We start from the raw sequence: 13,048 nt of genomic DNA, 5'->3' as shown, positions 1-13,048 counted from the left end.
ATGACAACGAGCGGAGCGCAAGCTGAAGCCGTGACTAAAATGACAGCCATGGAAGCGGTCCAAGCGATAGCCGAACCCCGACGGCGCGAGATCCTGCGGCTGGTCTGGGAGGACGAGCTGTGCGCGGGCGACATCGCCGAGCGGTTCGAGGTGACCTTCGGCGCGGTCTCCCAGCACCTGAAGGTGCTGCGTGAGGCGGGCCTGGTCACGTTGCGCCAGGAGGGTCGCAAGCGGTACTACCGGGCCGACCGGGAGGCGATGGGACCACTGGCGGCCTACCTGCAGTCGATGTGGGCCGACAAGCTGGACGCGCTCGCCGAACTGGCGGAAGCAGCGGAAGCAGCGGAAGCGGCCGAACGGGCCGAGGAGTCGAAGGGGACCGGCGGATGACGACCGATCAGGTGGTGCTGGAGCGACGGATCGCCGCCCGCCCGGAGACGGTGTTCTCGTTCTTCACCGACCGGGAGAAGTGGCTCTCCTGGATGGGCAAGGACGGCGAATTCTCCTTCACCCCGGGCGGGGCGTACCGGACCAGCATCAACGCCGACCACCGCGTCGCCGGCGAGTTCCTGGCCGTGGACCCGTACCACCGGGTGGTCTTCACCTGGGGCCTGGTGGGCGGTGCCATGGGGGTGCCGCCCGGGGCCAGCACGGTCGAGGTGACCCTCGCCCCCGACGGCGAGGGCACCCTGCTCACCCTGGTCCACCGCAACCTGCCCCCCGAGGCCTGCGCCCCGCACTTCGAGGGCTGGACCCACTACCTGGACCGCCTGGTCGCGCGCGCCGAGGGCGGAGACCCGGGGCCGGACAAGTGGCAGGAGCCGTAGGTCCCTGTTCCGGACCGAAAGCGCGCGACGATACCGGCCGGACTGCGACACGAATGGTCGGACACGCCTAGAATTCCGACCCGAGCGAGGAGTTCGACCCGAGAAGTTCGACCCGAGCGAGGAGTTCGACCCGCCCCGAGCCGTCCCGGCCGGTGGCGGGGACAACACGTCCGAGGGGGACGCGAGTTGACCCGGATCCTGGTCATCGGCGGCGGCATCGCCGGGGCGGCAGCCGCCCTGGCGCTCCACAAGGCGGGCTTCGACGTCACCGTCCACGAGGCGCACCCCGACACCGGGGAGGACATCGGCGCCTTCCTGACCCTGGCCACCAACGGCATGCGCGCGCTCGCCCAGTTCGACGCGGCCGGACACGTCGCCGCGCTCGGCTTCCCCGTCACCGTCATGCACGTGATCGACCAGCACGGCGCCGAGCTGGCCACCGCCCCGCTCGGCGAGCCCGACAACCCGCTCACCCGCTACCGCTGCCTGCGCCGCGCGGAACTCGGCACGGCCCTCCGGTCCGAGGTCCGCCGACGCGGCATCACGATCCGGCACGGTGCCCGGCTCACCGCCGTCACGGAGACCGCCGACGACATCACGGCCCACTTCGCCGACGGCACCACCGCCACCGGCGACCTCCTGGTCGGCGCCGACGGGCTGCGCTCCGCCGTCCGTGCCTGGCTCGACCCCACCGCTCCCGGCCCCGGCTACGCCGGCCAGCGCGTCTTCTACGGATACAGCACCGCCACCCCGCCACCCCCCGGCCCGACCGAGCGGATCACCATGGTCCGCGGCAGCGCCACCGCCTTCGGCTACCTGGTCTCCCCCTCCGGCGAGACCTTCTGGTTCGCCCGCGTGCCCGGCCCGCCCGTGACCGCCGAGGAGGCCGCCGGCACCACTCCCGCCCATTGGCGGGAGCAGCTGGGCCGGCTGCTGCACCCGGACGACACGCCCACCGCGCGAATCGTCGCCACGACGGGCGACCGGCTGATGGTCACCAACGCCCTCCACCTGGGCCCGGGCACCCGCTGGCGCACCGACCGCGCCGTCCTGATCGGCGACGCCGCCCACGCCGCCTCCCCGGCCACCGGCCAGGGCGCCTCGATGGCCCTGGAGGATGCCGTCGTCCTCGCCAAGGCCCTGCGCGACGCGCCCTCCCCCGCCGCCGCCCTGGCCCGCTACGAGCATCACCGCCGGCCCCGGACCGAACAGAACATGGCCACCAGCGCCCGCCTCACCACCGGCCCCACCTCCGGCCGGCCCTCCGCCACGGCCCCGCCGCAGGCCTCCGAGCGCCCGGCCTCCCGCCCCGACGAGGAACTCCTGCACCTCCTCACCTGGGACACCCCGCTGCCCTGAGGCCGACGAGGCGGCGCACCCGCCTGCGTGGACGCCCCCGGGCCGTGCCCAGGCGGGGTGCGGCCCCGAGTCCGGTCGGCTCCCGAGGGGGCAGGCCGCTCACGGACATGGCGCAGCCGTGCCGTCGCCGTCGCGTCTCTGTCTTTCGGTAGAGGCCGGATCCGCCGTGAGGCGCACACCATCGCGACTTCCGGTATCGATACTGGTCAGCGTGGCTCGTCATCGTCCCTTCCGTCGCTCTGTCCGCACTCGTCCGCCCGGAGGGTTTCCGAGCGCGGCCGCACGCGCGGCGGCGGAGACGGCCGGGGTGGTGCTCGCGGGCCTGGGCGTGTGGGGGGCGGTCGCGGGCCTCGGGCTGCTGCGTCACCCGTATCTGCAGCTGCCGGTGCTGGCCGCCGGTGCGGCGCTCTTCCCGCTGCGGCGGCGCTTCCCCGTGGCCGTGCTCCTGGTCCTCGCCGGGCTGACGGGCCTGGCCTCCTGCGTCGGGCCGGTCACAGCGGCGACCGCGTACACGGTGGCGCGGCGGACGACCGGGGCCCGCAGGCGTGCCCGGCTGCCGGCCGCGGCGGCCGCTCTGCTCGTGGTGTGTGCGACGGTGTCCGCTCCCTGGCTCGGTCCGGGATCGGTGCCGTACGGGCTGGCGCTCGGCCTCATCCTCACGCCGACCGCCGTGATCGTCCCCGGTCTGGTCGGCACGTCGTACGGGCAGCAGCGGCGTCTGGTGCGGGCGCTGCGTGAGCGTGCGGACGCGGCGGAGCGGGCCCGCCGGTTCGCCGACAGCGAGGCCCGCCTCCATGAGCGGTCCCGTATCGCCGCCGAGATGCACGATCTGGTGGGGCACCGGCTCAGCCTCATCTCGTTACACGCCGGCGGGCTGGAGCTTGCCCTGGCGCAGGCCGACCCGGAGCTGCGCGAGGAGGCCGTCCTGGTGCGGCGGACCACCCGGGTCGCGATGCACGAGCTTCGGCAGGCGCTCGGGGTGCTCGGGCCGCTGGGCCGGGACACCGGGACGGAGGCGCTCACCGACGCCACCGGTACCCGCGCCGACATCGAGACGCTGGTGGCGGAGTCCCGGGACGGGGGGATCGCCGTGCGGCTCGCCTGGACGGGGCCGGACCTCGACACCCGCCCGGCACGGGTGCGCCGGGCGGTGCACCGGGTGGTGCGGGAGTCGTTGACCAACGTGCACCGGTACGCGAGCGCGGCGCACGTCACCGTGACGGTGGTGCACGACGACGAGACGGTGCGGGTCACCGTCCGCAACGGCGCCCCGCCCACCGTCACGGCCCCCGCCGCGGTCGCGGGCACCGGCCGCGGTCTCACCGGCCTCCGGGAGCGGGTCGAGCTGCTGGGCGGGACGTTCGACGCCGCTGCGCTGCCCTCCGGCGTCTTCCTGGTGGAAGCGGCGGTGCCGGCCGAGCCCGCCGATGCCCCCGGCCCAAAACGGCCCGGCACCGAACGGCCCGGCACCGAACGGCCCGGCACCAACCGGCCCGGCACCGAACCGGCGGGAACGGGCGAGGTGCCCGACGCGGCCGACAGGACCGGCGACGAGGCGGGCGAGGAGGGAGACGCCCCTCCCGAACGGCGGACCGGGCAGGTACTGGCGCTCGCCCTCGGGCTGGTGGCGGTGAGCGTGCTGATGGCCCTCGGAACGGCCTTCGTCTACGCCACCGCGCCGCGGGCGGACGCCGGGCCACGCCCGCTGCCCCGGGCCGGCATGACCTACGCGGACGTGGCGGGGCTGGGTGTCCTGGACAACCTGGCGGTCCGGGCCGCGGCCACCGGCCACGAACCCCCGCGCCCCGCCGGCACGGTGGGCTGCATCTACCCGTTCAACGGCGCCACCGAGTCCCGCCCCGGCGGCCTGACCATCGCCCGCTACTGCTTCGACGCCGAACAGCGTCTCATCGCCATCGACCGTTTCACCGTCCCGTCGGTCCGGGACGCCGCACCCTGGGAGTCTCCGTGACCGAAGCCACCCGCCCGATCCGTGTCCTGCTCGCCGACGACGAGACGATGATCCGGCACGGAGTGCGTCTGATCCTCCGGCACGCCGACGGCATCGAGGTCGTCGCCGAGGCCCCGGACGGACGGCAGGCCGTCGAGATGGCCGCCACACACCGCCCCGACGTGGTGTTGCTGGACATCCGGATGCCGGTGTGCGACGGGCTGGCCGCGATCGCCCCGCTGCTCGCCCTCGATCCCGCGCCGCGCGTGGTGATGCTGACGACCTTCGGCGACGACGACAACGTCGTCCGGGCGCTGCGGGAGGGCGCCGCCGGGTTCCTGCTGAAGGACGAGGGCCCGCAGGAGCTGATCAGCGCGGTACGGGCCGCCGCCGCCGGAGACGCCGTGCTCTCCCCGGGTGTGACCGGGGCGGTGATCTCCCGGATGCTGCGCGCCGGTGACGGGCCGCAGGCAGGCGGCGCGCTCGCGGACGAGCGGATCGCCCGGCTCACCGGCCGCGAGCGGGAGGTCCTGGCGATGCTCGGCGAGGGGCTGTCGAACCAGGACATCGCCGCGCGGCTCGGCATCGGGACGGGCACGGTGAAGACCCATGTGGGCGCGATCCTGGACAAGACCGGTTCGGCGAGCCGCGTCCAGGCCGCGCTGCTGGCCCACCGGACCGGCCTGGCCACCTGACAGCACCGCTCACCGGGCCGGCCTGCGACCGGCCCGGTGCGCCGGCGAGGCTCTCGCCGTCTCCGTCCCGGGGCAGAGTCCCGACGGCCTGGTCTCTGCCCTTCGGCAGAGACGAGCCTGTTGCCGTCGCCCCTTCGGCAGAGGTCGGCTCCCGCCTTCAGAACGACGTTTTCGCAGTTCAGGGCCGCGAGGATGGACTCATCCCCCGGCTCGCGGAACTCCTCGCGGGCCGTCGCACGCCAGGCGGAGAATCCATGTCACAGACCTTCCCTTCCTCCAGCACCACTGCCGCGGAGCCGGCCGCCCGCGCGTCGGGCCTGACCAAGACGTACGGGAAGGGCGAGACCATGGTCACCGCGCTGGACGCGGTGTCCGTGGAGTTCGCGCGGGGCCGGTTCACCGCCGTCATGGGGCCGTCCGGGTCCGGTAAGTCCACGCTGATGCACTGCATGGCCGGCCTGGATCCGGTGACCTCGGGATCGGCCCGGATCGGCGGGGTCGAGCTGTCCTCCCTGAGCGACCGGCAGCTCACCCGGTTGCGCCGGGGGAAGGTCGGGTTCGTCTTCCAGGGCTTCAACCTGCTGCCGGCCCTCACCGCGCTGGAGAACATCACGCTGCCCCTGAGGCTGGCCGGACGGCGGCCCGACGCCGCGTGGCTGGACACCGTCGTCGCCACCGTCGGCCTCGCGGACCGGCTCACACACCGCCCCTCCCAGCTCTCCGGAGGTCAGCAGCAGCGCGTCGCCGTGGCCCGCGCCCTGGTCTCCCGTCCGGAGATCGTCTTCGCCGACGAGCCGACCGGCAACCTCGACTCCCGCGCCGGCGCCGAGATGCTCGGGTTCCTCCGCGACTCGGTGCGGGAGCTGGGCCAGACCGTGGTGATGGTCACTCACGATCCGGTGGCCGCCGCCCACGCCGACCGCGTGGTGTTCCTCGCCGACGGGCGCCTGGTGGACGAGCTGCACGAGCCGACCTCCGGTGCCGTCCTGGACCGGATGCTCGCGTTCGAAGCCCAGGGCCGCGCCTCCTGACCGGTTCGCCGACCCGCCGTCGCCCTCTCGCCGCGTCGAACCCACCCCCGTCCAAACCACACCCGTCGAACCCACACCTGTCGAAAGCTCACCATGCTGCGAACAGCCCTGCGCAATGTCCTCGCGCACAAGGCCCGTCTGATCATGACCGTCCTCGCGGTCTGCCTCGGGGTCGCCTTCATCTCCGGCTCGCTCGTCTTCGCCGACTCCACCACCGCCGCCTACCGCGCCTCCATGGCGAAGAACTACGCCGGCGTCGCGGTCACCGTGGAGCCGAAGTACCCCCCGGGCGCCCCCGCCGACGAACGCGCCACCGTCCTCGACGACGCGCTCGTGGCCAGGCTGGCGGCAGTGCCCGGGGTCACGGCGGCCCGTCCGGCGGTCGACGGCTCGGTCACCCTGGCCGCCAAGGACGGCAGCCCGATGCACGCCGACAACCCGATGGGCAGGCTGGCCGCCGGCTACCTCCCCGGTACCGACGGCCGGGACGGCCGCTACCCGCTGACGGCCGGCCGCGCACCGCGCACCGGCGACGAGGTGGCCCTGGACCGCACCACCGCGGCAGCCGGCGCCTACTCCGTGGGTGACACCGTCACCCTGGCCACCGACGGCCCTGTTCTGCGGCTGCGGCTGGTCGGCATCGTCTCGACCGCCGACACCCGGGTCACCTCCGGCGGCACCCTCGCGGTGTTCGACAGGGCCACCGCGCAGAAGCTGTTCGCCACCCCCGGCCACTACACCGGCATCAGCCTGTCCGCCGCGCCCGGCACCGACCAGTTCGACCTGGCCCAGCGCATCGACGCGCTGCTGCCGGCCGACCGCGCCGAGGCGACCACCGCGACCGCGCAGGTCAACCAGCAGTCGGTCTTCATCGACACCAAGACCCACAGCTACTCCCGGCTGCCCATGGTCTTCGCCGCGGTGTCGCTGTTCATCGGTTCGTTCCTCATCGTCAACACCTTCACCATGCTCATCACGCGCCGTTCCCGGGAGATCGCGCTGCTCCGCGCGATCGGCGCCACCCGCCGGCAGGTGGTCGGCTCCGTACTCGCCGAGGCGGCCCTGGTCGGCCTCGGCGCCTCCGTGCTCGGGTTCGCCCTCGGGCTCGCTGTCGCCACCGTCCTGCCCACCGTGCTCGGCACCGCGCACGATGCGCTGCCCCAGGGCCCGCTGGTGATCGGCCCCGCCCCGGTCCTCGCCTCCCTCGCCGTCGGTGTCGGCGTCACGGTCCTCGCCGCGTGGCTGCCCTCCCGGCGCGCGGCCGGGATCGCGCCGATCGAAGCGATGCGCAGCGCCGAACAGGCTCCCTCCGCGGCACTGTCCCGGCTCAGGGGCGCGGCCGGCGCGGCCCTGCTCCTCCTCGGCGCAGGCCTGCTGGTCTCCTTGAGCGACGCGAAGGACGCCTCGGACGAGAACCTGCAGACCGCGATGCTCGGCTGCGGCGTCCTCGTGACCGGGCTGATCATGCTGGCCCCGCTGCTGGCGGGCCCGGTGATCCGCCCCCTCGGCCGGCTCACCGCCAGGCTCGGCGTCGTGGGCGACCTCGCGCGGCAGAACGCCCTGCGGGATCCTCGCCGCACCGCGGCCACCGCCGTCGCCCTGATGATCAGCACCGCGCTGGTCTCCGGACTCGCCGTCATCGACCACTCCTCCAGCCGGGCCCTGGACTCCCAGGCAGCCGCCGGCCTGAGCGCCGACTACGTCATCAGCACCCGCAACACCACCACCGCCATCGACCCGGCCGCCGTCCAACGGGTCGCGGCCCTCCCCGGCATCACGACCGCCTCCGCCGTCGCGGACTCCACCCTCTCCACCGGTGCTTTCGCCCGGCAGGTCTCCGGCGTCGACCCGAAGACCGTGGGGAACGTCATGAAGCTCCACTTCACCAGCGGCTCCGCCACCGACCTCGGACCGGGCCGGATCGCCGTCTCCAGCAGCTTCGCCCGCGACAACCGGATCACCACCGGCGAGAGGATCGACGCGAGCATCGGCCCCGGCGAGGGCGACCACGACCGGCCCTACACCGTCGTCGGGATCTACCAGGACAACCCCACCGCCCAGGACGTCCTCGCCTACCGCGGCGATGTCCAGCAGCACAGCTACCTGCGCGACTCCGTCCAGCGCATCCTGGTGACCACCGACCACGACACCGCCTCCCCGGAGCTTGAGAGGCGGCTGCGCGGCGCCGTCGACAACAGCCCCCTGCTGAAGGTCCAGAACCGCGCCCAGCTCGTCCGGGAGCAGGCCGGCGTCGCCGGCGACCTGATCACGTTGGGTCTCGGGCTGCTCGCCATCGGCGTGATCATCTCCGCGCTCGGCATGATCAACACGCTCGCCATGTCCGTCACCGAACGCACCCGGGAGATCGGAGTCCTGCGCGCCGTCGGCATGGACCGCAGCGGCATCCGCCGCATGATCCGCCTCGAATCCCTCGCCGTCGCCGCCTACGGCACCCTGCTGGGCCTCGCCGGCGGCCTGTTCGGAGCCTGGAGGATCAGCGGACTCGCCAACGGGGCCGTTCCCCAGTACACGTTCGCCCTCCCCTGGGGCACCCTCGCCCTCATCGTCGTGCTCTCCCTCGCCGTGAGCGCCGTCGCGGCCGCACTCCCCGCCCGCCGGGCCGCCGCACTCGGCCCCCTCCAGGCGGTCGCCGAGGCGTGACACGCACCGCCGGGCCGCTGCCCGTGACAGCCGGGCCGCTCACGGCCCCGTCCTCGGGCCCCGCGGCCGCGGGGTCAGGCCCCGGAGTCCTCCGACCGGGTCAGGTTGGCCCCGGTGCCGGGGTCGAAGACGTGCATCCGGGCAGCGTCGACCCACAGCCGCAGGACGGCGCCCTCGGTGGCACGGGTCGCGGTGTTCAACCGGGCGACCACGCGGTGCTCCTGCATCCCCGTGTCGGCCCGGCCGGAGTCGGCGGCCAGCTCGGCGAGCTCCTCGGTCCGGGCGGGCCCGCCCTCCTCGGCGAAGTGGACGTACACATCGGAGCCGACGGACTCCCGGACCTCCACGGTGACGGTGCTCGTGATGCCGCTCCCGTGGTCGTCGACCAGAGAGGCGTCCTCGAAGTCCTCGGGGCGGATGCCCACGATGAGGTCGCGCGGCGCGTCCGCCCGCTCCAGGGCCTGCCGCTTCCGGTCGTCCAGCGGGAGGTCGCCCAGCGAGGTGCGCAGCGCGTTCTGCTCCAGGGTCGCGCCGAGGAAGTTCATGCCGGGCGAGCCGATGAAGCCCGCGACGAAGAGGTTCACGGGCGCGTCGTACAGGTGCTGGGGGCTGCCGACCTGCTGGACGACGCCTCCGCGCATGACGACCACCCGGTCGCCGAGGGTCATGGCCTCGACCTGGTCGTGGGTGACGTAGACGGTGGTGGTGCCCAGCCGCCGTTGCAGGGCGGCGATCTGGGTCCGCATCTGGACCCGCAGCTTGGCGTCGAGGTTGGACAGCGGCTCGTCCATCAGGAACACCTTCGGGTCCCGGACGATGGCACGGCCCATCGCGACGCGCTGGCGCTGTCCGCCGGAGAGGTTGGCGGGCTTGCGGTCGAGGTGCTGGGTCAGGTCGAGGATCCGGGCGGCCTCCTCGACCTTGGCCGCGATGGCCGTCTTGTCCACCTTGGCCAGGCGCAGCGCGAAGCCCATGTTCTCGCGGACGCTCATGTGCGGGTAGAGAGCGTAGCTCTGGAACACCATGGCGATGTCCCGGTCCTTGGGAGCGCGGTCGTTGACGACCTGTCCGCCGATCCGCAGGGTGCCCTCCGTGATGTCCTCCAGCCCGGCGATCATGTTGAGGGTGGTGGACTTGCCACAGCCGGACGGGCCGACCAGGATCACGAACTCGCCGTCGGCGATGGTGAGGTTGAAATCACGGACGGCGAGGGCGCCGTCCGGGTAACGCTTGGTGATGCCGTCGAGGACGATCTCGGCCACGATTCGCCTTCCTGGTCCGCCCGGTGGGGCGGTCTCATCCCTTGACTGCGCCGGCGGTGAGGCCGGCGACGATGCGGCGCTGGAACAGCAGAACGAAGATCACGATCGGAATGGTGATCACCACGGCGGCCGCGGCGATGGAGCCGGTCGGCTGCTGGAACTGCGAACTCCCGGTGAAGAAGGCGATCGCCGCCGGCACGGTCCTGGCCGAGGTCGTCGAGGTCAGCGAGATGGCGAACAGGAAGTCGTTCCAGCAGAAGATGAAGACGAGGATGCCGGTGGTGAACACCCCCGGAGCGGCCAGCGGCGCGATGACCAGCCGGAAGGCCTGCCACGGGGTGGCGCCGTCCACCTTCGCCGCCTTCTCCAGGTCCCAGGGGATCTCACGGAAGAAGGCCGACAGGGTGTAGATCGCGAGCGGGAGCGAGAACGTCATGTAGGGGATGATCAGACCGGCCCAGGTGTCGAAGAGACCGAGTGCGCGCTCGATGTTGAACAGCGGCGAGACGAGCGAGATCGGCGGGAACATCGCGATCAGCAGCGACACCCCGATCAGCAGCCGCTTGCCGGGAAACCGCAGCCTGGCCACCGCGTAGGCCGCCATGGTGCCGAGCACCACGGCGATGGTGGTGGCGATCACCGCGATCCCGATCGAATTGACCAGGGCGCGGGTGAACTCCGACGTCTCGAAGATCCCCCGGTAGTTCTCCAAGGTCCACTTGCGCGGGACGAAGTCGCCGTCGGTGAGGGTGCTCGGGTCCTTGAACGAGAGCGCCACGATCCACCACACCGGGAACAGCGCGTAGAGGATGACGACCAGGTTGGCGACGCCCCAGCCGGTCAGTGTCCGCGTCCGGCTGGTCATCGGCGCTCCGGGTCGCCACCCGGCGCGGCGGCACCGAAGACCTTGACGAACACGAAGGCGATGATCGCCACACAGATGAAGATCAGCACCGAGATCGCCGACCCGATTCCCAGGTTGAGGGCGGTGAAGAGGTTGTCGTAGCCGAGGATCGACACCGATCCGGTGTCGTTGGAGCCACCGGTCAGCACGTAGATGTTGTCGAAGACGCGGAAGGCGTCCAGGGTGCGGAAGAGCAGGGCCACCAGGATCGCCGGCTTCATCAGGGGCAGGATCACCAACCGCATGCGCTGTCCGAAGGTCGCGCCGTCCACCATCGCCGCCCGGACCGTCTCGTCGGGCACGAGGGCGAGGCCCGCCAGCAGGAGGAGGGCCATGAACGGCGTGGTCTTCCACACCTCGGCCAGGATGATCAGTCCGATCGCCTGCCACTGGTCGGTCAGCGGGGCACTGCCCTCGGGCAGGAGAGCCGCCAGGTAGCCGACCCCCGGCGTCCAGGCGTACTGCCACGAGTAGGCGGCGACCACGGTCACGATGCCGTAGGGGATCAGGACCGCGGTGCGGACGGTGCCGCGTCCGAACACCGCACGGTGCATCACCAGGGCCAGGACCATGCCGAGGACCAGCTCGATCGCCACCGACACGACCGTGATCAGCACGGTGACCCAGAGCGCCTGCCACCAGAACGGCGAGCTGAGAACCGCGCCGTAGTTGGCGAGCCCCACCCAGTGGGCCTGTTGCGGGAACCGCAGGTCGTACCGCTGCAGCGAGAGGTAGACCGCGTAGCCGATGGGGTACGCCGTGACCGCCAGCATGACGATCGCGGCGGGCGCACAGAGCAGCAGACCCAGCCGCCGCTCCTGCCGGGCGCCCTCGGACAGCCGGTCGGTCAGCTGATCGGTCTTCTGCCCGGCGGTGTCGGCGGGCGCGTTGGACGGTCTCACGGAATCAGCCCCTTGGACCCGAGCGCGTCCTCGATCTGCCCGCGGAGACCGGCCACGGTGCTCTCCGGCCGGATGTCGGCGGGCGGTGAGAGGGAGTGCGAGATGGCGATGGACACGTTCTGGTAGGCGGGGGTCTGCGGCCGCACGCTGGCGTTGTCCAGCGCGGCCAGCACGTCCGCGGCGAACGGATAGCTCTCGGTGAGCTCGGCCGCCTGGTACAGGCTGCGCAGGGAGGGCGGCAGCCCGCCCTTGAGCGCGTTGGTGAGCTGGTTCTCGCGGTCCCGCAGACAGAGCGTGGCCTCGAACGCGAGGTCCGGACGGCGGCTGTACGCGCCCACGGCGAGATCGATCCCGCCGATGGTGACGGTGGCCGGCCGGTCGGGCAGCACGGCGGGGTACGGCGCCCAGCGGAAGTGCTTGAACAGCTCGGGCTGATTGGCCTTCATCGATGGGTACACAAAAGGGTAGTTGAGCTCGAAAGCGGCCGTTCCGGACTCCATGGCCAGGCGGTTCTGGTCCTCCATCTGATTCGGCAGGGAGGGGTCGGCGGCCGCCGACACGGCGGTGTCGTGCATCACCCCGGCGGCGACGACTGCGGGCGCACCCAGCGAGGGGGCCTGGGCGTCCGGGGTGAGGATGGAGCCGCCCGCGCTGGTCACCAGGGTGTTGAACCAGACCGTCAGCCCCTCGTACTGGGCGCCCTGGATCTCGACGTAGTGCGGCTTCCCCTGCTCCGCCAGCGCGTCGGCCCGGGCCAGCATCTCCGCCCAGGTCTTCGGCGGAGTCGGCACCAGGTCGTCCCGGTACCAGAGGAGCTGCGTGTTGGAGTTGTACGGCGCCGCGTACAGGTGCCCCTGCCAGGTCGCGGTCTGCACCGCCGCGGTCAGGGTGTCCGCAACGGCCTGCTCCTTCATCGGCCCGGTCCACTCCCGGATCCACCCGGCCTGGGCGAACTCGGCCGGCCAGGTGACGTCCAGGCCCAGGATGTCCACCCCCGCGTCGTGCGCGGCCATGCGGCGGACGAGCTGCTGGCGCTGGCCGTCGGCCCCGCGCGGCAGTTTGTTGTACTTGACGGTGTACCGGCCGCCGGACTGCCGGCCGCAGCGGTCGGCGGCCTCCTGGAGAGCACCGGAGTCGTCGGGGAAGTTGTACCAGTTCAACGTCACCGGCCCGCCCTGCCCGCCGCTCCCGCAGCCGGTCAGGACGGACGCGACCACGCAGAACCCCATGGCGACGCCCAGCCACCGTGAGCGGAACGTGCGGCTCCTCGGCATCGCTCTCCCGACGTGAAGCTGAACGGACCTGCCGACAGTAGCCACGCGCGGTTTCGGGGGCGGTGCGCGCCGCGCCGGTCGATCAGCCGGACGGAGCAGTCCAGGCCGCGGGCCGACAGCTCCGGACGGATCCTCGTCGGCGGCCGGCCGACGGCGGCGGCCCGGCCGGCCTCGTCCGCCAC

General features: G+C 72.7%; 11 protein-coding genes. 7 read left to right on the top strand and 4 right to left on the bottom strand.

Annotation, left to right across the window (positions count from 1 at the left end):
- Window positions 1–48 precede the first annotated feature (48 nt).
- From ACZ6NC_RS02600 to ACZ6NC_RS02570, 7 genes are all read left to right on the top strand, one after another.
- The gene (locus tag ACZ6NC_RS02600; protein ID WP_465728161.1) at window positions 49–390 is read left to right on the top strand and encodes an ArsR/SmtB family transcription factor; all 342 of its coding nucleotides are present in this window, start codon (window positions 49–51) and stop codon (window positions 388–390) included.
- The gene (locus ACZ6NC_RS02595) at window positions 387–827 is read left to right on the top strand and encodes an SRPBCC family protein (protein WP_465728159.1); all 441 of its coding nucleotides are present in this window, start codon (window positions 387–389) and stop codon (window positions 825–827) included. Before ACZ6NC_RS02600 ends, ACZ6NC_RS02595 begins: the two co-directional genes overlap by 4 nt.
- A gap of 186 nt (window positions 828–1,013) precedes the next feature.
- Window positions 1,014–2,186 carry an FAD-dependent oxidoreductase gene (locus tag ACZ6NC_RS02590; protein WP_465728157.1) on the top strand — a complete coding sequence of 391 codons (1,173 nt, stop codon included), beginning with the start codon at window positions 1,014–1,016 and terminating at the stop codon, window positions 2,184–2,186.
- Window positions 2,187–2,493: 307 nt separating this feature from the next.
- Window positions 2,494–4,158 (top strand): sensor histidine kinase, encoded by a 1,665-nt coding sequence (locus tag ACZ6NC_RS02585; protein WP_465728155.1) that lies wholly within the window; start codon window positions 2,494–2,496, stop codon window positions 4,156–4,158.
- The gene (locus ACZ6NC_RS02580; RefSeq protein ID WP_465728153.1) at window positions 4,155–4,832 is read left to right on the top strand and encodes a response regulator; all 678 of its coding nucleotides are present in this window, start codon (window positions 4,155–4,157) and stop codon (window positions 4,830–4,832) included. The genes ACZ6NC_RS02585 and ACZ6NC_RS02580 overlap by 4 nt, the downstream gene beginning before the upstream one ends.
- Window positions 4,833–5,086: 254 nt before the next feature.
- The gene (locus tag ACZ6NC_RS02575; protein ID WP_465728151.1) at window positions 5,087–5,863 is read left to right on the top strand and encodes an ABC transporter ATP-binding protein; all 777 of its coding nucleotides are present in this window, start codon (window positions 5,087–5,089) and stop codon (window positions 5,861–5,863) included.
- A 93-nt stretch (window positions 5,864–5,956) separates the two neighbouring features.
- Window positions 5,957–8,524, top strand: coding sequence for an ABC transporter permease (locus ACZ6NC_RS02570; protein ID WP_465728149.1), 2,568 nt, complete (start codon window positions 5,957–5,959; stop codon window positions 8,522–8,524).
- Between the two features lie 74 nt (window positions 8,525–8,598).
- Here the strand turns inward: ACZ6NC_RS02570 and ACZ6NC_RS02565 are convergent, their stop codons facing one another.
- From ACZ6NC_RS02565 to ACZ6NC_RS02550, 4 genes are read right to left on the bottom strand one after another with little or no spacing between them, the layout of a single operon-like run.
- Window positions 8,599–9,786, bottom strand: a complete 1,188-nt coding sequence (locus tag ACZ6NC_RS02565; RefSeq protein ID WP_465728147.1) for an ABC transporter ATP-binding protein — start codon at window positions 9,784–9,786, stop codon at window positions 8,599–8,601.
- A 34-nt stretch (window positions 9,787–9,820) separates the two neighbouring features.
- The gene (locus ACZ6NC_RS02560; RefSeq protein ID WP_465728145.1) at window positions 9,821–10,651 is read right to left on the bottom strand and encodes a carbohydrate ABC transporter permease; all 831 of its coding nucleotides are present in this window, start codon (window positions 10,649–10,651) and stop codon (window positions 9,821–9,823) included.
- A complete protein-coding gene (locus ACZ6NC_RS02555; RefSeq protein WP_465728317.1) occupies window positions 10,648–11,541 on the bottom strand; it encodes a carbohydrate ABC transporter permease in 894 nt (297 codons plus the stop codon). The genes ACZ6NC_RS02560 and ACZ6NC_RS02555 overlap by 4 nt, the downstream gene beginning before the upstream one ends.
- A gap of 47 nt (window positions 11,542–11,588) precedes the next feature.
- The gene (locus ACZ6NC_RS02550; RefSeq protein ID WP_465728143.1) at window positions 11,589–12,866 is read right to left on the bottom strand and encodes an ABC transporter substrate-binding protein; all 1,278 of its coding nucleotides are present in this window, start codon (window positions 12,864–12,866) and stop codon (window positions 11,589–11,591) included.
- Window positions 12,867–13,048 lie beyond the last annotated feature (182 nt).

The organism is Kitasatospora sp. NPDC041988, assembly GCF_055588525.1.
This window is presented reverse-complemented; position numbering and strand designations above follow the sequence as displayed.